Below are 19085 nucleotides of genomic sequence, written 5' to 3'. Positions count from 1 at the left end.
TCACGTTGCGGAGGGCGTTTTACGTTAGGGAATCGGTCCACAGGGCATTTTTGGCATTTGGCAAGCCCCTAAAATGCAAAAACGAAGCACTGGTTTTGGGTCTGTCAAGCGTAGAACGCGCCCAAAACATCAAGACGCAAGCCTCGCGCAAGCTTCGGCGGTTAATAAATCGTTAATCGATCCTGAAAGAGGTTTCGCGATGAACATCGACAACAACATTGGCGGCTCGCCTCACCACAGCCGCCCCCAGCATATTGAAAAGAGAACGGCAGAAACGGTCGTTCCCGAGCAACAGCAGGCGGGCCTTGGCGGCGGCAGGATTTCCTTTGTCAACGTTCTGGAATCCACCTCGCTCGCAAACGTCCTGTGGACGGTCAAGAACGATGCGGTTTCCGAAACGTCTTCGGCTCAAGCATCTATCGATATCGGCTCCGAGGCGGACAGCGCCTGGTTTCGTCAGGCCTATACCGAACATTGATCCCTGCTCAGGCCGAAAGCATCCCTGCTTTCGCCGCATCAACAGAACCGTTTATCGTTAATATCCGATTAATTTTCGAAGCGCCGCCAAGCCCGGCTCCCCCCTTCGAAAATACCGCTTGCAGGCCCTGCTCGGAACGTCTTCAAGCCCCGCTCAGTCCGTTGATCTCAACCGTGACATGCGACAATTCCGGGATTGCCTTCAGCTTTTGCCGATAGAATGAAGCCGCCTTTGGCGAGGTGGAATCGATGGCCACAATGGCAGCATGATGCCCCGGCCCAACCTGCCAGACGTGCAGATCGGTAATCCTCTCTTCTCCCGTTTCAACGCTGCTGCGAATTCTCGTAGAGAGATCCACGGCCTGCGGAACGGCATCCACCAGCACGGCACCCGTGGAGCGCACAAGCCCGAAGGACCAGCGCGCGATGACAAGGCCGCCGACAATGCCCATGGCCGGATCGAGGAAGGACCATCCATTCCACTTGCCCAGAAGCAGGGCGACGATGGCGAGAACCGACGTCAAAGCGTCTGCGAGGACGTGCAGATAGGCCGAGCGCAGATTGTTATCCTTGCCGGCATGGTCGCCATGGGCGTGAGCGCCGCGATGTGCGTGCGCACCGTGGTGGGCGTGATCGCCATGATGCGCGTGACTGCCATGTGAGTGCCCGTGCCCGTGCCTGTGACTGTGATTGTGACTGTGACTGTGACTGTGACTGTGACTGTGACTGTGATCATGGCCGTGATGGTGATCGTCTTTCAACAGCCATGCGCTGACGAGATTGACGACGAGACCGATGGCAGCGACGGCAATGGCTTGGTTGAAATCGATGGCGACAGGCGCAAAGAAGCGCAGCAGGCTTTCCCACGCAATCATGACAGCTGCGACGCCAAGCACGATGGCACTTGCGAAACCCGCGAGATCGCCGATCTTGCCTGTGCCGAAGGTGAACCTTGCATTTTTGCTTTGCCGGCGCGCATAGAGATAGGCGAGAGCCGAAATCAGCATCGCTCCCGCGTGGGTCGCCATATGCCATCCATCCGCCGTCAACGCCATCGAGCCGAACCAGCTCCCGGCGGCAATTTCTGCCACCATCATCGCGGTCGTCAAGGCAATTACCGTCCATACCCGGCGCTCGTTTCGCGCGTGATCCTGACCCAGAAAACCATGGCTGTGGGCCCCGTGAGAGCACGGATTACCTGTCGTTACCTTCATGGAGCACCTCTATCGAATGTAGGTCTTGAGAACCTGTGCCAGCTCTTGCGCAGCGCGGGCCCGGTCTTCGTCATTTTCGGCGTGAAGCACATGCTCATGCAGATGGTCCTGCATCACCTCCCCTGTCAGCCCGGAAAGAGCGCCGCGCACGGATGCCAGCAATTGCAGCACCTCCCCACAGGGCTTGCCAACCTCAAGCGCCCGCTCCACCGCCTCCATCTGCCCTTTCAGGCGGCGGATACGTGCCAGCAGCTTGTCCTTGTTCTCAATGGTGTGCGTCATGCAGCCTCCCGCAATATAGTATAGGGGGGTATACTATATGCTCTGATCAGGAATGCAACGCCTCCGCGACACAACCTTTACGCAAGCCAACTCTGGAATAATGCAACCCGGAAACAATCATGGGAGAGTGAGCATGACCATTTATCCAGTCTCTTCGGCTGACTTTTTTTATGCAGGATACACGGGCCAGAATGCGGAGCAGGACTCAAGCGCAGGGTTTCAGCTGGCTTTGGAAGAGCAGACATCGCAGACAGCGGAGAGAAGCGGGCCAGTGTCCCTGCTGGACGATTCGACATATGTGACACCCAACTCGATCTCAGCCCTTATGTGGGACATCGATACCAGAACGGCCCTGGAAAAAGAGAACGAACCGCAGACCCTGGAAGAAAAGCAGAAGGCACTCGACGTCAAATCGCAAGAGCTCGTCACAGAGTTTCTGACATTCTCGGATATGAGCCCCGCAGAGAAACTACGGGCCAGATTGCTGGGTGAGATGGACCTGTCTGAAGAGGAACTGGCGGCGCTACCACCTGAGGAGCGCGCGAAAATAGAGGAAGAAATCAAGGAAGCGATTAGACGCGCGCTCGGCATAGACGAGACGGCCCGGTCCCCGGGCGGTGCGGAAGAGGACACCGCCATGCAGGCCGCCTAAGGCTGGGCGTTATTCGACAATTGCTCGATTGCGAAGCTCTCTCCCCGTAGCTATATCTACAGAAGCTATAGATATGAGGAGAGACCATGTATTCCATCGGAGATCTTTCCAGAAGAACCGGCGTCAAGGTAACGACCGTCCGCTATTACGAGCAGATGGGCCTGCTGCGTGCCGCCGACCGGTCGGAAGGCAACCAGCGCCGCTACGAGAAGTCGGATCTGGAAAGGCTGGCCTTTGTGCGCCACGCCCGCGACCTTGGCCTGACCATAGATGCCATCCGCGAACTCATCGCCCTGAGCCAGCACCGCGAAATGCCCTGCGACGGCGCAGACCGCATCGCTGCAGACCATCTGGCAACAGTGCGCGAAAAGATCGCCAAGCTGAAAAAGCTGGAACACGAACTCGAACGCATCGTCTCCCACTGCGACGGCCATTCCATCGAGGACTGCTACGTCATTCGGGCGCTATCCAACCACGATTTGTGCGAGCATGAGCACTGATACGGCACCTGCGGGGGGCCTCGCGGACACTTTCAGAAACACGCGATCGAATCTGGCCTGCAAATAGTCGTGCCTCGCGCCCGGGAAGCAATCGACAATTGAAACGGTCGATTTGCGGCGTGTCGCGTTGGTTTAGACGTGATGCGTAACCTGTCGGCCCGCATCCTGTAATCGCTGAATGCGTATCACCAGTTCTTCTGCACAAGTTCGCCTGATGGCGCGCAAGCGTAGAACCCCGCGGTCGGTCCATATGCGTGGGTTGTTGCTAGAGCGAATGCGGGGCGTGCGCCATCTTCGGGTGAGTGACCCGGTCCGTTGCCTGTCATATCGGTCGATGTCAGGCCTGGGTCGACGGCGTTGACTTTGATCCCTTCCCGATCCAGCTCCTTGGCAAGCTTGACGGTCAACATGTTGAGCGCAGTCTTGGAGGCGCAGTATCCGCCAAAACCGACCGTCCATGTTTCGCTGCGCATATCCAAGGCATCCGTCAATGAACTCAGGCCGCTGCTCATCATGACGATCCGGGCCGCCTTCGATTTGCGCAACAGCGGCAGGAAGGCTTGAGTGACGCGCATCACCCCGAATACGTTGGTGTTGAACATCCGCTGCATCTCGTCAATTGACTCCTCGGCAAGCGAGGGAGGCGGGCCAAACATCAGCCCGGCGTTGTTGACGAGAACGTCGAGATGCCCAACCTCACGCTCGATAGTTTTGGCGGCGTTGGAAACGCTAGTATCATCCGTGACGTCGAGTTGTACTGCACGGGCATCGATCCCGCTTCCCCGCAGTTCGCAAGCGGCCACCTCGCCCCGTGAGATATCACGGCACCCGAGCCAGACCGTGTGCCCGGCGGCCCCAAGCTGCCGCGCGATGGCGAGGCCAATACCCTTGTTTGCTCCCGTAACGAGCGCAGTGGGCGATGTGTTGGTCATGATGATATCCCTGATCATTTCGATGCCAGAGAAATACTACGAAATTCGTATTATTCAACCTTCGTATTTTGCGATTTGCTGGGTGAGCCTCAGAAATTCGGTCTGGTCAACGGCATCGAGTGCCTGCAGCATCGCTTTGCAGGATGCTCGATATCCATCGATGTAGCCTGTAACCGCCTGCTTCCCCTTGTTCGTGATCGTCAAAGCCACCGACCTGCGGTTTGCCTCCGGCCGTTGCCGTTCAATCATCTCCCGACGGACCAGCCGGTCCGCCGAAGACGACATTGTTGTCAGAGCGACCTGAAGGTGGCGGGCAACATCCCCCAGATTGCACTCGGGATGATCATCAATGAAAAGAAGCGCCTGAATGTCGAGGGGATTGAGCGAGTTTTGCATGACTGCCGCCGCCTCCGCGACCTTGAAGCGACGGGTGAAGCGCTCAAAGGCGACGGCGAGTTTTTCGATTTGTTCAGGCGTAGGTTCTGTCATTCCCGGTATTAAGCATGTCTGCTGGAAAGACGTAAGCCATGTGCCCTGGAATTGGCATTCCATGAATGTATGTGATGAACATTCTTGGCGCCAAGCGCCCAAGACAGCAACTGGCCTTCAGCGGACTTTCGGCCCCGAAGCCCATGCCTTCCGCGCGCTAACACGCGGAAGGCGTTTCAGATTGCACGATATCATGCAAACTCAGTTGACTTGTGCTTTCGTGCAATACCAGCAACACGGACCCCGTAGAGGCGAGCAGTTTCAAGATCACCGACAGACATCTCTTCCGGTGCCGCGTCGGCATCTGATTGCGCCATAGGGCCAATATAAGATCCCATCCGGTTTGCATCATCTCTCAGGGATGCCTTGGTATTTGATGGTTTGATGCCCAGGCTTACCCACAGGCCACCATGCTGCCCCGCGAGAAGAACAAAATATTGCAGCGTGTTCAGCTTGTCGCCGTTGAGGCTGGCGCTGTTTGTAAAACCTCCAAAGACCTTATCCTGCCATTGCGCGGAGAACCAAGGTTTCGAGGATGCATCCGCAAACTTCTTAAACTGCCAGCTCGGCCCACCCATATAGGTGGGTGCGCCGAAGATGATGGCATCGGCGGCATTGAGTGCCGCCCATCCGTCCTCCGAAAGGTTGCCCTCAGCATCAATGGCATGGAGAGCCGCTCCGGCTCCTTCGGCGACGGCCTCTGCCATGCGGTGTGTATGTCCGTAGCCTGAATGATAGACGACGACGGTGTTCGAGGATGAGTGAGTGGTCATGACTGGCTCCTTGGCCGTGGGTTTTGATGCTTCGATCGTTCTTGAGAATGACGTCTTCTCGTTGAGGCTATGAAATCTGGATGACGACCGCGACCAGTAGCAGCAGCAGGAAGATTGCTGGCGGCAGGATACGACGGAAGTCGCGCGCCCGGATCACGGCGAAGATTGCGGCGACCATGATGCAGCCCCCAAGCGCTGCGCCGATTGCGAATGTCGAGCCTATGACAAGGAGAAAGGCCGTCAAAAGTTCCAGCAGTGCAGTGACCCAGCACCACCACCATGGGAAACCGTAACGGACAAATTCTTCTCGTATCGGCTTGAGAGCTGTCGCATTGATGACGCCGCCTGCAAGGAACGCGAAAGCGGAAGCAAGCGTCGCCAGATTCTCATACGAGAACGATATCAGGGTGAACATGACATATCCTAATCGTGAAATCGTCAATGTGACGATAGCGATGAACATATTTCTAGCAACGCTATATTGTCAATCTTTGCTAAAATTAAATTTTGCTGCTAAGATATTTGCCGTCAAAGCGGGGGTAAGCCAGTGGGTATCAGTGATCGTAAACAGCGGGAGAAAGCGGAACGGGAGAAGCGGATCATCGCCGCTGCACGCATGCTTGCCGAACGAGATGGCTGGGCTTCGGTTACAGTCCGACGCCTTGCACAGGAGATCGAATACAGTCAGCCTGTCCTGTATACGCATTTCGTAAATCGTGACGCGATCGTCGGGGCGGTTGCGCTTGAAGGGTTTGGAGAGCTGGGACCGATATTGCGGGCGTCGGTTCGCCAAGATGCAACTCCGACCGATGCGATTTTGGACGTTGCCACCGCTTACCTTCAGTTCGCATTTGAAAGACCAGCTTTATACGAAGCCATGTTCGTTCTGCCGAGCGGCCTTCGGTTTGCCAAGTCCGATACGCCCCAGGTTCTGCGGGATACGTTCGGGGCCATGATGGCGGTCGTGGAGCCATTTTGCGCTAACGCTGAGATAGCAACCGAGTCCTTTTGGGCTGCGCTACACGGATTGGCGGAACTCGAGCGCCATGGCCGGATCAGGGCAACGCACCGCGACGAGCGAGTAAGGCATGTCGTTGCGATGTTTGGCTGACCCATTCACCTGATACCAAGGGACGGCCGCTAGCACGAAGCATGTCGACTGTTGCGGGCGAAAGCGCAGCGGGAATATCGCCTGCATTCCCAGATGCCATCGACGTGCTAGGCGCTCCCACCCACCAAAACAGGCGCAGGGCCGACGCCTGCATTTGGCCCGCTGCGGACATTGCAGGACGAGGCCTGATTGTCTGAGATGGGCGAGAAGGGCAACGGCGACTTTTGGAAGCCCGACTCAGAAGTCGGACGGTGACATGTTCAAAAAGGGGGACGCAATGCGGGCTGGATCCTTCATCTCTCGGGCGCACCGACATTGCCTTTAACAGGTAGGCTGATATCCCACGGCAGTGATCCCGGCTTGCCTGCATCATTGCAATGGATATTGACGCGCCGGATATTGTCAGCATCATTCCGCCAAGTGGCTTTGAGAGGGACCGCACATTCGGTCAAGGCCACTTTTCTATTGACCGGCAGCGCGACCAGATTGCTGCCGTTCTCTATGTTCGCTGCATTTATGAATGATTGAGCGACAATGTCGATAGCTGCCAAAGACTGCATTTGGCTGCGAACCTGCCGCTGCCTCTCCGCAAATATTGCGTGACAGGCGCGCAGATTGTTGAGGCCGAAACGCGCACTGCAAAATTTGCGCATTTCATCAATGCGTTCTGCCGCTCCCATTTCAAAAATCTCAACATCGCACTCCCCACAGGCGAATGGATTTCTGAACATGACCTGAGGGGAAGGAGTTTGTTTGATGAAGGGCATCATCTTCGTTTCATGCTCTCGATGGTCCAGTTCAACGCCAACGAAAAAGACGGCGATCATGAGCAATCCAGCCGCCGCCGCAATCACTTTTAGCATGCAAGTATCGTCTCCTACTTCTCCAACTCTTGCGGATATAATCCAGTATCAAAGGGAAATGCCCTGAAGGTCGAATTTACCCCAAATTTGGTCGGCAGGGGCTGCGTGAGAGGTTTGAGGTGTCAGCGATCGGCGCGATACTGCCGAGGCAGCAGTTGGCCCGGCGGACTTCAGCTTGCCCGACTATTCAGGACTTGGCCCCATCAAATCATCGATAAAGGGAGCTTTCTTTGCGAGATACTCCGCAATGCCATCGCGATTGGAGGCCTCTAAATGAAGCTTCAATCGCTGATATTCCTGGCGTACCTTCGCATTGTCGATCAACAGGTCTCGGAAGCCTATCATGCGTTCGATCTGCCAATGGCCAGTCAAGCAGACATGGACCTTGTGCGTTCTCACCCCATCAACATCCTTACGATAGAAGTGGTGCCCGTGTGACAGGTTTGAGCCGCGAACATATCCCAACGAAACCATCGACTGATCGCGCTCGACCTGATTTGTTTGCTCGCGAACTTCGACCAATAGGTCGATCTCTGGCTTCGCCCACAATCCTACGACGGCAGTGCTGCCGACATGGTGGATTTCAATCAGATCGGACCCGAAGACATCAGCAATCAGCCGCTTTTCGGCAAGAAACATGGACGGCCACTGGTCGTTGTATGGCGTTATTTGACTGGTAAGTGTCATTTCATTTTCCCTGACACATCGAACTCATGCGCAAGAATAACTTCTGTGTCAAAGCCGACAATGTCCGTTGTTGGCGCAAGGCCGACGTCTGCAAGTGGCCCAAAGCGGACAAATGATTTGTTTAGAGCAAAAGTTGGGCTAAGCTCTTCCAGGTCAATTGGCATTTGGAGGTTAAATGACAAAGCATTTGCCAAGTGCTTTAGGCGGCATTGTCTCCGGGCTTTCAGTGTTTCTTGCTAGCGCTCTCTACGGTGATTTTTGGGTGCAGTGCGTCGCGGCGGGATGCGGAGGTTTCGCGGGAACTTACCTCGCGCAGAAGCTCGGTGGCTAAACAAATCCATCAAGGGCACAATGTCCGCGGTTGGCCTAATGCGGTCATTCGCCGTCGGAAAAATCGGGCGCGAAACTCCTGTTTTTGCACCTGAGTTTCGCGACCGAAATTCCGCTTGGAATTCGATGCGGCCGTTCTGTCGACGATGACAAGGGTTTCCGCGACAACGCTTCATGATTTTCAAGGAAGCAACGGTTTGCTCTCCACAGTTCCATATCCTTCCTCTCCAAAAACGAAGGCTGGTAGACCGAGGCCGCCAAGGCGCTGCCAAAGGCCTTCAATCCACTCCATGCAGATATCCACGATGACATCGTTCACGGAAAAGGCAGCTTCGTCCGGGTCGAACATGGGAACATCGGGCCTCATTTGACCGTCGATGCATTTAACTTCAAATAGCAATCGGTGTCGCTCTATCGCCTTGTCAAGCACATAGAGGTCAGGCCCCTCCAGGTGGACGACAATATCGAAGAACCCTTCCTCGCTTTGTCCCGGATGAACTCCCACCATGACCTGTCGCGCTTTCTGCGGAAGGGCGTGCTTTATGGCGTTGAGATGTTCCAAAGCCAGCTGGGAATGAACCTGTAAAATGCTTTGAAGCACAGTTTTGTATTCGTCCGCCGTCATTCCAGCTTGTCTCATTTCCAATCCTTCACCATGTCTTGTGTCGCAAAATTCCCAATCAAAGCGACAATTGTTTTCCTGACTTTTGCAACGTCGCAGAATAGGGAGTTTTGCTGTAGCCGCAATGTCCGGTATCGGCGCAACGCTGCCAAGGCAGCACTTGGCCCTGAGCGGACAACTACTTCCATTTCATCGGCGTTTCGGGGACTTTTGGGAGTCGACACAGGCCAATGCCGTTAAGTATCACCAGCATTCCGGCAAAGATCATGATGAAGCCCCCAAACATACCCGCCCCGAACCCGACAGGGCCATCATAAAGGTTGGCATCGAAGCCTGCATTAATCGGTTCGATAATCCATCTGAACCAAAGATATACCCCAATCACTTCAGCGCCGTACAAGACGGTCGCTGCTACACTACCGATCCTCCGCTTGGTGAAAGCGATCATAGCGTGAAAGATCAAAGCAAAGGGGCTTGTTGCCAAAAAAATGATAAACAGAACGATGAACGGTCCAGCGACATAAACGAGAGTGTCTCTCAAAATCGTCCTCCTGGTTCACTCTGTACATCGCGAGTTAAAGCTATTCTTTCATTATCGCAATGTCTCCTTTTGGCGCAAAGCTGACGCCTGCGATTGCCGCGCAGCCGAAATCCCACTTGACAGTTTTCCGATTCCGGCGCATTGAAACATCCATGATCACCGCACGCGCACCCATTTCCTGCACGTATTTTTGGGCCTTCCTTTAAGGGCGGCTCGACAGATCATTTTGTCAACAAGCCGCCGTCAGGCGGCTTTGTTGTTTTCAAACGTCCTGACGGCAAAACGAGAACCCGAAGGACACGAAAATGACCGAAGACAGCCTTCTGACTTTGCCGAGACCGCCGGTTGTTACCATCAGAGGTGCACGCAAGGCGGACCTGCCCCAGCTCAACGAGATGATCATGCTTCTGGCTGCGCATCATGGCGATGCCTCGGCGATTACGCCGGAAAAGCTGGAGCGAGACCTTTTCGGCCAGATACCGTGGATTACCGCGCTGGTGGCTGAGGCGGATGACGAGCTGATCGGATACGCCATTCTGGTGCCGCTGTACCGCGCACAGGAAGGCCGCCGCGGCATGGAACTGCACCATCTTTTCGTGCGCGATGGCCATCGTGGCCATGGCACCGGCCAACATCTGGTGGCGCGTGCGCGCGATGTGGCCAGGCGTTGCGGCTGCGATTTTCTCTCGGTCGGTGCAGCCACCGGCAACTTCGCCGCGCATAAGTTCTACGAAAACATGGATTTCGTCCCGCGCCCCGTAACCGGCATGCGCTTCATGCAGGCGCTGGCGTAAATCAGCCGCGAAGCGGAACCGTTCAGACGGTTTCAGACTTTTTGCAGACCAGCTTTTCTGTTTAATGTCGCAAGCGTGGTTGATTGCAGGAGAAGATAATGCCTCGTATCGCCTTGGCTCTGACTGAGGAATTCGGTGATTGGGAACCCGCCGTGCTGACGGCACTGGCGCGGGGTTATTTCGGCGTCGATATCGTCACCGCCTCCCCGGATGGCGCAGCCGTAACTTCCATGGGCGGGCTCAATGTCACGCCTGACATGGCCTATGATGAACTCGACCCGGAGACCGTTCACGCGCTGGTCATTCCCGGCGGGCTGATCTGGGAAAAGGGCAATGCGCCCGATCTGACCGATCTCGTTCACCGCTTCCGCGCCCAGCACCGCGTGGTGGCAGGCATTTGCGCCGCCGCCAGCGCACTGGCCGGAACCGGTGTGCTGAACACCGTTTCCCATACCGGCAACTCGCTGGATTCGCACAGCAAATATGAGGAATATCAAGGCCGTGAACATTATCTGGACCAGCCGCAAGCCGTAAGCGACAAGGGCGTTGTCACCGCGCCGGGCAGCTCGCCTGTAACCTTTGCAACGGAAGTTTTGAAAGCACTGGACCTGTGGGGACCGGAAGCCGAGGCAGAGCTTGGCGTTTTTGCGGCGGAGCATCTGCCCCCAAAGCAGTGAGGCCGCCGGCTGCGGACCCACCCTCCTAAAACTTGGCATTTCCCCGGGCGACTGCATCTCCTATGGTTGCAGCCGGCATGAGCCACTCGGTCTTGCGGCGAAAGGCTCATCCGCCTCCCTATGGCTGGGGAGGCCCTGACGCATGTCCAAGGCTTAACACCTAAAGGTCAGGGTGGTCGTTCTACTGCGGCTTACGAACTCCCCGGCCACCAGAGCCCGTTCATCGAGTGGGCGCTTCCGTTTTAAAAACTGATGCTGCTGTAAAACAAGGGCCGCACCCTACTAAAAATAGCCATTTCCTCTCGCCCCCACTTGCCCTATGGTTGCATCGAGACCGGACGTAACGGGCTGGTCTTGGGGCTCGTAACCCCTAACAAGGCGGTCGGTGTCGACCGCAATGACACCCCTCAGCCATATTGATGTGGCTGAGGCGGTCCATTGTGACTATAAGCTCTCCTGCTACCTCTATGGCTGGGGAGGCCCTGACGTATGTCCAAGGCAAACGCCTAAAGGTCAGGGTGGTCGTCCTTGTACGGCTTACGAACTCCCCGGCCACCAGAGGCCCGTTTCCTCCGGTGGTCGCTTCCGTTTCGACAGGAACCTCGGCCTGCGGCGCCTGTCCGCGCATGGCCGTTGCAATGGGGAAATGCGATGGAGAATTACAGTATCTGGGCTGATCTTCTGCACACATTCCGGATGATGTCGGATGGGGTAAAGATTTCGCTGATCTACATGCCTTGCGTCTTCGCCCTCGGCTTCGCCGGGCTGTACATGCACCACCTGCGCCGGGCCAACAAAGCAGAGCCACCGGATTCGAAGCCCTACATGATCCTGCCACCAGACAAGCTCGTGCGGCGTGAGCCCGAGGATGCGCGAGCCACAGCCCTACGCAAACTGGACGCCTACATCGCCGCCGCAGACCGCCCTCGCAAGGAATAAGCACGGACGGCGTTTTGTTGACAGAGTAGAGCGGATTAGATCGGATCGGAGCTGATTTGATCGGACACGCACCGCAACCCCACGCACCGCCACACAACGCCGTCACCCCGGACTTGATCCGGGGTCCAGCGATCCGACGTCTGTCGGATCAAGAGACTCTCCCCAACCGAAAGACGACATCCGTTTGATAAAGCGCCTCCCCTCAGCCCAAAGACTTGGGCCTGGCTGGCTTCCGGCTCAAGGCCGGAATGACGGGGGTGGGTGAGATGTCCGGTGGGACAGAGCGGGTAAGCCCCCGCCCGCCACATCAGACTTTAGGCGTCCGGCCTACTCCAACTGCGATAAAAACAGTCCTAGCGATCCAGAACGCGGCAAAGACGTGCCGGACTGGTGGTGGCCTGCGGCGTTATGGCGCGGCGCAGGTCGCGGCTGTTGATGTGCAGGCTGCGGTCGGCGGGCAGAGCGAGGCGGGTGATTTTGGTGGTGGCGGCGCTGAGGAATGCGGCCTTGTTTGCCGTGAAATAGGCAAGGCAGGCGTCTCGTTGCGGCTCGACTGCCAGAAGCGCCCGGAAGGCCAGCCGGTGCATGACGCAGCGGCCGGCATGGTTGGGGACAGGGAAACTCAGCGCATCGAGCCTATCGCTCCATTCCGCGTCGTCATTTCCCTGCCCTGTCATTCTACCGTGCCGCCTCGAACCGCTTGAGGAACAGACCGCTGAGAGCGCCGAGAATAAGCCAGAAAACGAAGCTCGTGACGGTGGCCAGCACCACGAAGCGGCGTTCCAGCGGCAGGGGCGCCAGCGCATGTTCGCCTTCTGGCGGCAGCGGTGCGCCGATGATGTGCGGTGCCGCAATCAGCGCCACGGCGAGAATGGCGGCCCATGGTTCTGCGCGCTTGAAGGCCAGCAGCGCAAGCCCGCTTGCCGTGGCAGCAACGGTGCCCACCCACCACATCTGGCGTGCGCCGAGTTCGGCTGCCGGGCTGCCGGGCAGCTCTGGCGGCAGGCCGATCATGGGGGCCAGCATGACGGCGGCAAAGCCCGCAAGGCCCCAGAACAGGCCCTCGCGCCAGCCATTTGCCGGGCCGCGCAAGGAAATCAGAGCGGTCAGCACCAGCGCATAGCCGATGGCCGTCAGCACATTGGCAGCGATGGTATAGGCGTTGCGCTCGAACCCATCTGCCGGAGCCCAGGCTTCGGCATCGTGGTGATGGTCCGAAGGCGTGGCGGCGTCATGGTGGTGATCTGCGCGTGCTGCTGCGGCGTCATGTCCGTGGACATGCGCGGCCTCGCCACCGGCATTTTCAAAGGTTTCAGCCTGCAGAATAAGCGGTGTGGTGCCGATTGCCTGCATGGCGCTGACGGCCAGACCGGCAATCAGCCCAACCAGAACGGCGGTAAAAACGATGTTACGGAAAAAAGGCATGTCTCGTCTCCCCTCAATGGCAAGGGAAGGCGTTTGCATGGCGCGTATCATGCGCGGCATTGTGCACGGCCTCGACATGCGAAAAGCCGACGAAACCGACGATGAACAGGCCGAGTGCGGCGGCTGTCAGCGCCTGCGCGATTTTTGCTGTGGTTGACGATACGGCCGATGAAGCCGTGTTTTGCTGTATGGACATGGTGACCCTCTCATGTGCGGCCGGGCCATTGCTGATCAAAGCCCACAACCGCATTCAACATTCACCACGGGGAAAGAGACACATGGTTTTAAAGGCGGGAATACCCGACCTGCCAACCGTGCTTACCCGGACACCCCGCCGGTATTGACGACACTTCATGTGATGGCAGGTCTCCTGGCTTGCGGGTCACAACCTTGAAAACACCTTCCCGATCCTCCTGGTCCGCATCGTATTTTACGAGATCGAAAACGATTTCGCGTCGATGCGCCAGATCAGTGGCTTTTGTTTTCAGGCTCTCCGCTCACAGTTGCGGGGGCAGCCACGAATCAAGGTTTTCACACCCCTATCGTGTTCCCTTTTCACTTTCCGGGCGAACCGGAAAGACCATCACACAACCGTTATCCGGCGATCGGGCGCTCGAGTCAATGGGCAATTACCGCGCGGGCACGGCCTTGAGATAGGCCGCGATGGCATCACGGTCTTCCGCTGTCAGACGCGCCATGTTCTGCTGCACCTTGACCATGGAGCCACCGGCGCTGTCGAAGTCCGGCGTAAAGCCGGTTTCGAGATAGCTGGCAATATCGGCCCGTGTCCATGAACCGATGGTATCGGAGCCCGGGGTGATATCGGGAATACGTCCCTCGCCTTCCGGGTTTGGTCCGCCGGCAAGCCACTGGTCTTTCAGGAAACCGCCCAGCGCATCGCGCGGGGTGTGGCATTCGCCGCAATGGCCGGGACCCTCCACCAGATATTGCCCGCGAACGACCTGCGCGTCGGCATTGGCGATCTGCACCCTTGGCTGACCCTTGTCGAAATAGAGGAACTTCCAGCCACCCAGGCTCAGGCGAATGTTGAAGGGAAATGGCAGGTCATGCGCCGGTGCATCATTGGTGCTGGCGGGCAATGTTTTCAGATAGGCGAAGAGATCGTTGATATCCTGCGGCGTCATCCGCGCGTAGGACGCATAGGGGAAGGATGGGTAGAGATGCTCACCATCCTTGCCAACACCGCGCGTCATCGCATCGCCGAATTGCGCCACCGTCCAGCCGCCGATGCCATGCTGAGGGTCGGACGAAATATTGGGCATGTGGAAGGTTCCGAACGGGCTTGGCAGCGCCTGCCCGCCGGACAGTGTCTTCAAAGCGTCTCCGGTCGCATCCGGGGCGGCATGACAGCTTGCGCAACCGCCTGCCCAGAAAAGAGTTTCGCCATTGGCAAGGTTGGGCTCGCCCAGATTGGCCCAGTGGCTTGGCGGTTGACGCTGCGGCGCGGTGACCCACATGAAAACGCCGAACCCGGCAATGCCAGCAACAACGACGCCACCCGCCAGCTTCGTCCAGATGGAAGCCATTGCCTTCTCCGCTCCACTCAAAAATTCAAAATGCAAAAAGGCCCGCCGGTTGAGTGGCGGACCTGATGGGCGTGTATTACTTCTTCAGGCGGTAGGTCTGGTGGCAGCTGCTGCAATCGGCGCCCAGCGTCTTCAGGGCCGCGCCAACGCTTGCCTGGTCTGTCGGCAACTGTGCCAGAACCATATCTGCATCCGAACCCAGCTTTTCTGACTTCGACTTGAAATCCGCAAAGTTCTGCCAGATGGCAGGTGCCGCAGCGCCGCCTTCGGAGCCAGCCGGGAACTGGTCCGGGAAGGCTTTCGCATTGGCGCTGATTGTCGTTACCGCTGTCTTGACGGTTTCTGCGTCATAGGGCTTTTCACCCTTGGCGATCGCGCCCAGCGCGCCCATGGCTCCGCCGATGCCCTTCATCAGGCCTTCGCGCTTTTCCATCTCGCCGGCTGCGGAAACCGCACCGGCGCAAAGACAGCCAATCATAATGGATGCGGCAATGGTTCTAAGCTTCATTATCTCTCTCTCCTGATCCGCACGAAGGCGGCATGTATGATCTATATGGTCACATAATATTCATCGCAAAACCTCTGCACAGTTTTGCGACACGCGCAATGAACGCACAGGAAGATGCCCGTTTCAAATGGCAAAAAGAAGTCACATTCCGGTGATTTTTGAAGCGAAATCAGGCGTATATCAATGACTGACAATTCCTTCCCAAGCGGTGAAACCGGCAACCACGATCAGCAGCAGACCTGCGGCGCGGCCAATGAAAACCGTCACATGCGGTGAAGACACCAGCAAATCGCGGCTTTTGCCTGCCGTCATTGCCAGCGTGCCATAGACGGCAAGCTGCGTGGCCGCTGTCATCAACCCCATGATGACGCCCTGTATCCAGATGGGGCCAAAGGCAGGCTTGAGAAACTGCGGGTAGACGGCCATCATGAAGAGATAGGCTTTTGGATTGCTGAGACACGTGACAATACCGCGGCGGAACGCGCGCCAGGCGGATGCGCTGGCATCGGCCTCCCCCCCTTCGATGACGATGGAGCTGCGCACCAGTCCGAAGCCCACCCAGATCATATAGGCCGCACCGAAGATGAGAAGCGGCTTGAACAGCACCGGAATGAGGCTTGCCAGCAGCCCCACGCCGATTGCGCCATAAAGCGAGTGAACGACCCCGCCCGCCACGATGCCCGACGTTGCCGCAAGGCCCGTCCGTTTTCCACCCGTCAGGGAACTGGCCAGAACAAACAGCATATCGACCCCGGGCAGGATGATGATGCCGAATAAAAGCGTGAAATAAAGCCAGAGATTTTCCGTGTAAGACATCTCGAATATTCCTGAAAATACAGCATTGGTCAAACATTGGATGTGCGATATCGCGTCGATAGCCATCCGTTTTTCCAGGAAATATCAAATGAATAAGTGTGGTCGATCCATCTCGCTGGCGATGCGTTTCAGCAAAGGCCGCACTGCCATCTTCTCAGAGGGCCAGTGTTCAGAAGATTAGCGTTCGGCTTTCTTCCCGCCCGAACCCGGTGATTTCGATGCGATTCTCGTAGACATCGGCAATGGCGAAGGTGTTTTCGTCGGGCGTATCCACCATGCCCTTGAAATTGACGAAATGCGTGTGGCCGAGCTGGCCGTAATTGCCGGTGTGGTTATGGCCGCAGAACCAGGCTTTCGCGCTTGGGTGAGCCGCAAGCAGAGACAGGATTTCCGGTGCGTCCCACATATTGTGAGCATTTTGCGGGTAGAGCGGATAGTGGCAGAACAGGATGGCATCTTCGCCTGCCGCATCTGCGGCGGTCAGGGTCCGATCGAGCCAGTCCAGCTGGTCCCGGCTGAAGGAAGCGTTCCACTCCTGTGCATTGATGGCACCGGCCTCTTGCAGCGCGGCCAGACGTGCGCTGGCCAGTTCCCGGCGGGCATCGCCGGGCGGCGGTGCAAACAGGCTGACATCATTGCCATCAAGCACCACGAAGCGGACGCCGCCGACTTTGAAATCATACCATGGTGCGGGCATGTTCAGGCGGGCATGAATGCGATCCAGATATTCGGGCGCGACGGAAAAGTCGTGGTTGCCCGGCAACAGCACGCAGCGATGCTCAAGCGCATCATAGCAGCCCAGGATAGCGTCGAAATTCTCCCATCCACGGTCGATGATATCGCCAAGCGTCACCACGAATTCGAGCTCGTGGGCATTGAATGTTTCAATGGCCTGCGAAAGCTTGCCCCGGCTTTGCGCGTAATAACGGTTCATTTCCGGGCGGGCCGGAATATCGGCATATTGGGGATCGGCGACGATGCCGAAGGAGAAGAGCGGCGTGGATGTGTCTGTCATGATGCCCCCGCATAGGCCGGGCGAATGACACGCTTATGACAGAACGAAAACACCCGGCACATGGCCGGGCGTTTCCTGTTCTCGTACGTGAGACGCTTACTTGGAAGCGGCCTCGTAGCGCTCCAGAACGTAATCCCAGTTGATGAGATTATCGACGAAGGCTTCGAGGTACTTCGGACGCAGGTTGCGGTAGTCGATGTAGTAGGAGTGTTCCCAGACATCGACGCCGAGGATCGGTTCTGCGCCGTGAACCAGCGGGTTCTCGCCATTGGCGGTCTTGGAAATTTCGAGCTTGCCGTTCTTGACGGACACCCAGGCCCAGCCGGAGCCGAACTGCGTTGTACCGGCTGCGACGAAATCGGACTTGAACTTGTCATAGCCGCCGAGGTCGGAGGCAAATGCCTGTTCCAGCTTGCCAGGCAGCTTGTTGCCGCCGCCGTCCTTCTTCATCCACTTCCAGAAATGGACGTGGTTGTAGTGCTGGGCAGCATTGTTGAACAGGCCGGCATTGGTGCCGAAGGACTTCTTGACCACTTCTTCCAGCGAAAGATCCGCAAGACCGGCTTCGGCCGCGAGCTTGTTGCCGTTGTCCACGTAGGCCTTGTGATGCTTGTCGTGGTGAAACTCAAGCGTTTCGCGCGACATGTAAGGCGCGAGCGCATCGTAATCGTAAGGCAGTTCGGGAAGTTCAAAGGCCATGGTTTTACTCCTTGTTGCAGCGGCGTGGCCGCTCCTTGAAACCTTGTGCGCGGACCATAAGAGCGGACGCCATCCGAGGCAACCTGTGAAATATCAAAATGTTCCGGCAAAAGAGAAAATTCCACCAATGCCTCTCGAAAAACATTTTTGACAGCAAGGCTGGCGTACCAAACACGAAAAATCCGTTCGATTTCCGGATGATGTCACAGCAGGGAGATTTTCATGAAACGCATGGTTCTGGCCGCATGTCTCGCAAGCCTCGCCGCCTTGCCCGCCGCCGCATCCTCCGGCGATGCCTGGCAGGAATTTGCGGCCGACGTGCAGGCAAAATGTCTTGCCGCATCGAAAGACCTGCTTGAGGACGCCAAGGCCGTGGTCGACCCGACCGGCAGCGAGCATTTCGGCCTGGCCATCATGACCGGCAAGGCAAAGGGCACAGATACAGCCGTCAGCCACATTTGCGTTTACGACAAGAAGAGCAAGGCCGTGGAACTGGGTAGCGAGCTGTCCGCAGATACGGTCAAGGTCGAGATGCCGGGCTCCACCAAGCCCTGACAGCGCGGTTCAGAAGCGAGGCGTGCTGTCCGCTTCACCCAGCGGGCGTTGCATGAGCACGATATCCAGCCAACGCCCGTGCTTCCAGCCAACCGACTTCAGCGTGCCGACCATGTCGAAACCGGCGGCACGGTGAACGCCGATAGAGGCTGCATTGTCTGAATCGCCGACGACGGCGACCATCTGGCGAAAGCCGCGCGATGTCGCATCCTCTATCAGAGCCAGCAGCAGCGTCTTGCCGATGCCCAGACCCTTGCGGCCCGGATCGACATAGATCGAATCCTCGACGGTTGCGCCATAGGCTGGGCGTGCCCGGTGCGGCCCGGCATAGGCATAGCCAGCGACCGTGCCTTCCACTTCCGCAACGATATAGGAAAATCCACCCTCGACCAGCGCCCGCCTGCGCTCCAGCATGGTCTCAGCAGAAGGCGGCTCGATCTCGAAACTGGCGCTGCCGTGAAGGACCGCGTCGCGGTAGATTTCGGTGATGACGGAGATGTCAGCCTCTTCGCAGGGGCGGATCAAGACGGCAGGTTTTTGCTGGGAATGCATTTCAATGTCCTGGGAAAATCGTTGCGCGCAGTTTGCATCAGACGGAAACCAAAATAAAGCTTATCCATCTTATGCAAACCATAAG

General features: G+C 57.3%; 27 protein-coding genes and 1 riboswitch. Of the genes, 8 read left to right on the top strand and 19 right to left on the bottom strand.

Translation table 11 applies throughout. The annotated features are described in order from the left end of the window. The first annotated feature begins 199 nt into the window (after positions 1-199). A complete protein-coding gene (locus QRN85_RS09300) occupies positions 200-478 on the top strand; it encodes a hypothetical protein (RefSeq protein WP_062586805.1) in 279 nt (92 codons plus the stop codon). Positions 479-620: 142 nt separating this feature from the next. Here the strand turns inward: QRN85_RS09300 and dmeF are convergent, their stop codons facing one another. Together dmeF and dmeR are read right to left on the bottom strand one after the other, a co-directional pair. Then, positions 621-1691: a CDF family Co(II)/Ni(II) efflux transporter DmeF gene (dmeF, locus tag QRN85_RS09295; RefSeq protein WP_284757609.1), complete on the bottom strand. Its 1071-nt coding sequence runs from the start codon at positions 1689-1691 to the stop codon at positions 621-623. Between the two features lie 9 nt (positions 1692-1700). Further along, positions 1701-1973: a Ni(II)/Co(II)-sensing transcriptional repressor DmeR gene (gene dmeR / locus QRN85_RS09290; RefSeq protein WP_062586803.1), complete on the bottom strand. Its 273-nt coding sequence runs from the start codon at positions 1971-1973 to the stop codon at positions 1701-1703. Positions 1974-2106: 133 nt separating this feature from the next. On the opposite strand from dmeR, the gene QRN85_RS09285 reads away from it, so the two are divergent. Together QRN85_RS09285 and QRN85_RS09280 are read left to right on the top strand one after the other, a co-directional pair. After that, the gene (locus tag QRN85_RS09285) at positions 2107-2625 is read left to right on the top strand and encodes a hypothetical protein (protein ID WP_284757607.1); all 519 of its coding nucleotides are present in this window, start codon (positions 2107-2109) and stop codon (positions 2623-2625) included. A gap of 86 nt (positions 2626-2711) precedes the next feature. Further along, a complete protein-coding gene (locus QRN85_RS09280) occupies positions 2712-3125 on the top strand; it encodes a MerR family transcriptional regulator (protein WP_112963201.1) in 414 nt (137 codons plus the stop codon). A 185-nt stretch (positions 3126-3310) separates the two neighbouring features. On the opposite strand, the gene QRN85_RS09275 is transcribed toward QRN85_RS09280, so the two are convergent. From QRN85_RS09275 to QRN85_RS09260, 4 genes are all read right to left on the bottom strand, one after another. Further along, a complete protein-coding gene (locus QRN85_RS09275) occupies positions 3311-4057 on the bottom strand; it encodes an SDR family oxidoreductase (RefSeq protein WP_284757604.1) in 747 nt (248 codons plus the stop codon). A gap of 54 nt (positions 4058-4111) precedes the next feature. Beyond that, the gene (locus tag QRN85_RS09270) at positions 4112-4546 is read right to left on the bottom strand and encodes a MarR family winged helix-turn-helix transcriptional regulator (RefSeq protein WP_284757602.1); all 435 of its coding nucleotides are present in this window, start codon (positions 4544-4546) and stop codon (positions 4112-4114) included. Positions 4547-4737: 191 nt separating this feature from the next. Then, positions 4738-5319 (bottom strand): flavodoxin family protein, encoded by a 582-nt coding sequence (locus QRN85_RS09265; protein ID WP_113171171.1) that lies wholly within the window; start codon positions 5317-5319, stop codon positions 4738-4740. A 67-nt stretch (positions 5320-5386) separates the two neighbouring features. Next, a complete protein-coding gene (locus tag QRN85_RS09260; protein WP_062587228.1) occupies positions 5387-5734 on the bottom strand; it encodes a DoxX family protein in 348 nt (115 codons plus the stop codon). Positions 5735-5866: 132 nt separating this feature from the next. On the opposite strand from QRN85_RS09260, the gene QRN85_RS09255 reads away from it, so the two are divergent. Continuing rightward, the gene (locus QRN85_RS09255; protein ID WP_113218015.1) at positions 5867-6430 is read left to right on the top strand and encodes a TetR/AcrR family transcriptional regulator; all 564 of its coding nucleotides are present in this window, start codon (positions 5867-5869) and stop codon (positions 6428-6430) included. Positions 6431-6723: 293 nt separating this feature from the next. On the opposite strand, the gene QRN85_RS09250 is transcribed toward QRN85_RS09255, so the two are convergent. The 4 genes from QRN85_RS09250 to QRN85_RS09235 form a co-directional block, all read right to left on the bottom strand. Next, the gene (locus QRN85_RS09250) at positions 6724-7293 is read right to left on the bottom strand and encodes a hypothetical protein (RefSeq protein ID WP_284757598.1); all 570 of its coding nucleotides are present in this window, start codon (positions 7291-7293) and stop codon (positions 6724-6726) included. A gap of 183 nt (positions 7294-7476) precedes the next feature. Then, on the bottom strand, positions 7477-7980 hold the full coding sequence (locus QRN85_RS09245; protein WP_284757597.1) for a GrpB family protein: 504 nt from the start codon (positions 7978-7980) through the stop codon (positions 7477-7479). 511 nt (positions 7981-8491) lie between these two features. Next, positions 8492-8935, bottom strand: a complete 444-nt coding sequence (locus tag QRN85_RS09240; RefSeq protein ID WP_062587227.1) for a DUF6389 family protein — start codon at positions 8933-8935, stop codon at positions 8492-8494. Positions 8936-9110: 175 nt separating this feature from the next. Further along, entirely contained in the window at positions 9111-9473 is a 363-nt protein-coding gene (locus QRN85_RS09235) for a hypothetical protein (protein ID WP_149896042.1), read from the bottom strand. 305 nt (positions 9474-9778) lie between these two features. Here QRN85_RS09235 and QRN85_RS09230 point away from each other — a divergent pair, with 305 nt between their 5' ends. The 3 genes from QRN85_RS09230 to QRN85_RS09220 all read left to right on the top strand — a co-directional run bounded on the left by QRN85_RS09230 (position 9779) and on the right by QRN85_RS09220 (position 11883). Further along, a complete protein-coding gene (locus tag QRN85_RS09230; protein ID WP_112963195.1) occupies positions 9779-10267 on the top strand; it encodes a GNAT family N-acetyltransferase in 489 nt (162 codons plus the stop codon). Positions 10268-10365: 98 nt separating this feature from the next. Next, the gene (locus QRN85_RS09225) at positions 10366-10944 is read left to right on the top strand and encodes a type 1 glutamine amidotransferase family protein (protein ID WP_284757596.1); all 579 of its coding nucleotides are present in this window, start codon (positions 10366-10368) and stop codon (positions 10942-10944) included. Between the two features lie 651 nt (positions 10945-11595). Further along, positions 11596-11883 (top strand): hypothetical protein, encoded by a 288-nt coding sequence (locus tag QRN85_RS09220; protein WP_284757594.1) that lies wholly within the window; start codon positions 11596-11598, stop codon positions 11881-11883. Positions 11884-12236: 353 nt separating this feature from the next. Here QRN85_RS09220 and QRN85_RS09215 read toward each other — a convergent pair whose 3' ends face one another. From QRN85_RS09215 to QRN85_RS09180, 8 genes are all read right to left on the bottom strand, one after another. Further along, positions 12237-12560: a hypothetical protein gene (locus tag QRN85_RS09215; RefSeq protein WP_284757592.1), complete on the bottom strand. Its 324-nt coding sequence runs from the start codon at positions 12558-12560 to the stop codon at positions 12237-12239. Between the two features lies 1 nt (position 12561). Next, entirely contained in the window at positions 12562-13308 is a 747-nt protein-coding gene (locus QRN85_RS09210) for a CbtA family protein (protein ID WP_284757591.1), read from the bottom strand. Between the two features lie 13 nt (positions 13309-13321). Continuing rightward, the gene (locus tag QRN85_RS09205) at positions 13322-13504 is read right to left on the bottom strand and encodes a CbtB domain-containing protein (RefSeq protein ID WP_062586789.1); all 183 of its coding nucleotides are present in this window, start codon (positions 13502-13504) and stop codon (positions 13322-13324) included. 147 nt (positions 13505-13651) lie between these two features. Then, positions 13652-13908, bottom strand: a riboswitch (cobalamin riboswitch). 29 nt (positions 13909-13937) lie between these two features. After that, a complete protein-coding gene (locus QRN85_RS09200) occupies positions 13938-14855 on the bottom strand; it encodes a cytochrome c (RefSeq protein WP_062586788.1) in 918 nt (305 codons plus the stop codon). A gap of 76 nt (positions 14856-14931) precedes the next feature. Next, positions 14932-15363, bottom strand: a complete 432-nt coding sequence (locus QRN85_RS09195; protein ID WP_062586787.1) for a c-type cytochrome — start codon at positions 15361-15363, stop codon at positions 14932-14934. A gap of 180 nt (positions 15364-15543) precedes the next feature. Further along, positions 15544-16179 (bottom strand): LysE family translocator, encoded by a 636-nt coding sequence (locus QRN85_RS09190; RefSeq protein ID WP_113100027.1) that lies wholly within the window; start codon positions 16177-16179, stop codon positions 15544-15546. Positions 16180-16348: 169 nt separating this feature from the next. Continuing rightward, entirely contained in the window at positions 16349-17194 is an 846-nt protein-coding gene (locus QRN85_RS09185; RefSeq protein WP_284757586.1) for a metallophosphoesterase, read from the bottom strand. 96 nt (positions 17195-17290) lie between these two features. Then, complete coding sequence (locus tag QRN85_RS09180) at positions 17291-17893, bottom strand: superoxide dismutase (protein ID WP_062586785.1); 603 nt, start codon at positions 17891-17893, stop codon at positions 17291-17293. Positions 17894-18115: 222 nt separating this feature from the next. On the opposite strand from QRN85_RS09180, the gene QRN85_RS09175 reads away from it, so the two are divergent. Further along, a complete protein-coding gene (locus QRN85_RS09175) occupies positions 18116-18448 on the top strand; it encodes a hypothetical protein (protein ID WP_113094454.1) in 333 nt (110 codons plus the stop codon). A 9-nt stretch (positions 18449-18457) separates the two neighbouring features. Here the strand turns inward: QRN85_RS09175 and QRN85_RS09170 are convergent, their stop codons facing one another. After that, entirely contained in the window at positions 18458-19000 is a 543-nt protein-coding gene (locus tag QRN85_RS09170; RefSeq protein WP_062586783.1) for a GNAT family N-acetyltransferase, read from the bottom strand. Positions 19001-19085: the final 85 nt, after the last annotated feature.

It is taken from the genome of Agrobacterium sp. fls2-241-TYG-188a (assembly GCF_030209845.1).
This window is presented reverse-complemented; position numbering and strand designations above follow the sequence as displayed.

Coding starts and splice junctions, on each gene's coding strand:
- QRN85_RS09300 (WP_062586805.1), top strand. CDS start 200: ATGAACATCGACAACAACATTGGCGGCTCGCCTCACCACAGCCGCCCC.
- dmeF (WP_284757609.1), bottom strand. CDS start 1,691: ATGAAGGTAACGACAGGTAATCCGTGCTCTCACGGGGCCCACAGCCAT.
- dmeR (WP_062586803.1), bottom strand. CDS start 1,973: ATGACGCACACCATTGAGAACAAGGACAAGCTGCTGGCACGTATCCGC.
- QRN85_RS09285 (WP_284757607.1), top strand. CDS start 2,107: ATGACCATTTATCCAGTCTCTTCGGCTGACTTTTTTTATGCAGGATAC.
- QRN85_RS09280 (WP_112963201.1), top strand. CDS start 2,712: ATGTATTCCATCGGAGATCTTTCCAGAAGAACCGGCGTCAAGGTAACG.
- QRN85_RS09275 (WP_284757604.1), bottom strand. CDS start 4,057: ATGACCAACACATCGCCCACTGCGCTCGTTACGGGAGCAAACAAGGGT.
- QRN85_RS09270 (WP_284757602.1), bottom strand. CDS start 4,546: ATGACAGAACCTACGCCTGAACAAATCGAAAAACTCGCCGTCGCCTTT.
- QRN85_RS09265 (WP_113171171.1), bottom strand. CDS start 5,319: ATGACCACTCACTCATCCTCGAACACCGTCGTCGTCTATCATTCAGGC.
- QRN85_RS09260 (WP_062587228.1), bottom strand. CDS start 5,734: ATGTTCACCCTGATATCGTTCTCGTATGAGAATCTGGCGACGCTTGCT.
- QRN85_RS09250 (WP_284757598.1), bottom strand. CDS start 7,293: ATGCTAAAAGTGATTGCGGCGGCGGCTGGATTGCTCATGATCGCCGTC.
- QRN85_RS09245 (WP_284757597.1), bottom strand. CDS start 7,980: ATGACACTTACCAGTCAAATAACGCCATACAACGACCAGTGGCCGTCC.
- QRN85_RS09240 (WP_062587227.1), bottom strand. CDS start 8,935: ATGACGGCGGACGAATACAAAACTGTGCTTCAAAGCATTTTACAGGTT.
- QRN85_RS09230 (WP_112963195.1), top strand. CDS start 9,779: ATGACCGAAGACAGCCTTCTGACTTTGCCGAGACCGCCGGTTGTTACC.
- QRN85_RS09225 (WP_284757596.1), top strand. CDS start 10,366: ATGCCTCGTATCGCCTTGGCTCTGACTGAGGAATTCGGTGATTGGGAA.
- QRN85_RS09220 (WP_284757594.1), top strand. CDS start 11,596: ATGGAGAATTACAGTATCTGGGCTGATCTTCTGCACACATTCCGGATG.
- QRN85_RS09215 (WP_284757592.1), bottom strand. CDS start 12,560: ATGACAGGGCAGGGAAATGACGACGCGGAATGGAGCGATAGGCTCGAT.
- QRN85_RS09210 (WP_284757591.1), bottom strand. CDS start 13,308: ATGCCTTTTTTCCGTAACATCGTTTTTACCGCCGTTCTGGTTGGGCTG.
- QRN85_RS09205 (WP_062586789.1), bottom strand. CDS start 13,504: ATGTCCATACAGCAAAACACGGCTTCATCGGCCGTATCGTCAACCACA.
- QRN85_RS09200 (WP_062586788.1), bottom strand. CDS start 14,855: ATGGCTTCCATCTGGACGAAGCTGGCGGGTGGCGTCGTTGTTGCTGGC.
- QRN85_RS09195 (WP_062586787.1), bottom strand. CDS start 15,363: ATGAAGCTTAGAACCATTGCCGCATCCATTATGATTGGCTGTCTTTGC.
- QRN85_RS09190 (WP_113100027.1), bottom strand. CDS start 16,179: ATGTCTTACACGGAAAATCTCTGGCTTTATTTCACGCTTTTATTCGGC.
- QRN85_RS09185 (WP_284757586.1), bottom strand. CDS start 17,194: ATGACAGACACATCCACGCCGCTCTTCTCCTTCGGCATCGTCGCCGAT.
- QRN85_RS09180 (WP_062586785.1), bottom strand. CDS start 17,893: ATGGCCTTTGAACTTCCCGAACTGCCTTACGATTACGATGCGCTCGCG.
- QRN85_RS09175 (WP_113094454.1), top strand. CDS start 18,116: ATGAAACGCATGGTTCTGGCCGCATGTCTCGCAAGCCTCGCCGCCTTG.
- QRN85_RS09170 (WP_062586783.1), bottom strand. CDS start 19,000: ATGCATTCCCAGCAAAAACCTGCCGTCTTGATCCGCCCCTGCGAAGAG.